At 60.9% G+C, this 1,717-nt stretch carries 1 protein-coding gene; it reads left to right on the top strand.

Annotated elements, in window-relative coordinates:
- Positions 1 to 153: 153 nt before the first annotated feature.
- On the top strand, positions 154 to 1,692 hold the full coding sequence (locus tag NW819_RS09705; RefSeq protein ID WP_414413607.1) for a glycoside hydrolase family 3 protein: 1,539 nt from the start codon (positions 154 to 156) through the stop codon (positions 1,690 to 1,692).
- Positions 1,693 to 1,717 lie beyond the last annotated feature (25 nt).

The following is a 1,717-nucleotide window of genomic DNA, read 5'->3' as shown; positions in this document are numbered from 1 at the left end:
CGGTTGATGTCGGGTAGTTTACGCTCATCCTGACCGGCTTTCTTGGCAGCGACGCCCAAGGACATCTGCTTTAGGACATCTGCTTTGACATGCTCGATAGGACCCCGTCCCGCTGCCGCAGTGGATCCCAGGGCTTGGAGCCTTGAGGAGAAAGTGGGGCAACTGTTTCTGGTTTATTTTGAGGGAGCTGAGTTTTCCTCCGCTCTCGAGGAGATGATCCGGGACTACCACGTGGGCGGGCTGATCTTCTATTCGATTGCCGGCAACATTCAAACGTTGCCTCAGGTGGCCCAGCTCATTGCCGCGGCTCAGGCACAAGCCCTTGTCCCCCTGTGGATAGCCATTGATCAAGAGGGGGGGCCGGTGGTGCGCCTTACCGAGGGGGTGACGGTGTTCCCCAGCGCCATGGCAGTGGCAGCAGCGGGATCCCTGGCAAAGGCGGAAGCTATGGCCCGTGCGGTGGGAACGGAGCTGAAAAGTTTGGGGTTTAACCTCAACTTCGCCCCTGTTGTGGACGTGAACAGCAACCCCCACAACCCCATCATCGGCATCCGAGCCTTTGGGTCAGACCCGAAACAGGTGACAGATTACGGCCTCGCCCTGTGGCGCGGCTATCGGCAAGCCGGGATCCTCTGTACGCCCAAACATTTTCCCGGCCATGGGGACACCGATATGGATTCCCACCTGGGGTTGCCGCGGGTGGATCGCCCTCTGGAGGCGCTACAGACCACGGAATTGCGCCCGTTTCAGGCTTTGATCCGGGCAGGGGCAGAGGCGATGATGACGGCGCATGTGGTGATGCCGGCTCTGGGATCCGTCGGCGACAGCGGGACGAAGTCCTTGCAACCGGCAACGCTGGCCCCTGAGGTGGTGTCCGGCTGGCTGCGGCAGAAGCTGGGTTTCAAGGGTCTTGTCCTGACGGATTCCCTGACCATGGGGGCCATTGCCCGCACCTACGGCATTCCCGAAGCGGCAGAACTGGCCTTTAGGGCAGGAGCCGATGTGCTGGTGTTTGGGGCAGATCCCGGCTTTAGCCCGGCCATCCAAAAAGAAGCCTATGCCCATCTGCTGCGGGAGTTCCGTGCCGGTCGTTTGTCGGTTGAGCAGTTGGATCGGTCAGTGGAGCGGATTTTGGCCTTGAAGCGGCGCTACAGGCTGGGATCCCCCTGCCCCCCTTTCCCCCCTGCCGGCTTGGAAAACCACCGGGCACTGGCCCGCCAAATCGCCCAAGACAGCATCACCCTAGTACGGGGATCCCTGCCCCCCTTAGCCCCCGACCCGCTGCTCATTACCCCTGTGCCTCTTCTGGGGGATCTTTTCCAAAATGTCTGGCCCGGTGCTCAGGTTCTCAAGATCAGCCCAGAGCCTACCCCTGAGGATTTGCAAACAACCCTGCAAGGGGCGTCAAGAGCTGACCAAGTGCTGGTGGGATCCCTTGATCTGTTTCGTTACCCGCTTCAGAAGGAGTTGCCGGCGGACTTACTGGGATCCCTTCCGCCGGAAAAGGTGATTGGGTTGGCCTTGGGATCCCCCTACGACGCCTTTGCCCTGCCCCAGATCCCGGTCTATTTGGCCTGCTACGGCACTACCCCCGTCTCTCTACAGGCGTTGCTGCAGGTGTTGTTGGGACAGATCCCGGCCCAGGGTCGCTTGCCGGTTGGATCCCACTTGGAGGGATCCTGGTCGCGTTAGCGGAGCTGATACATTTACGCTGAAC

This window comes from Synechococcus sp. R8-2 (genome assembly GCF_047461715.1).
Taxonomy (GTDB): domain Bacteria; phylum Cyanobacteriota; class Cyanobacteriia; order Thermostichales; family Thermostichaceae; genus Thermostichus.
This window is presented reverse-complemented; position numbering and strand designations above follow the sequence as displayed.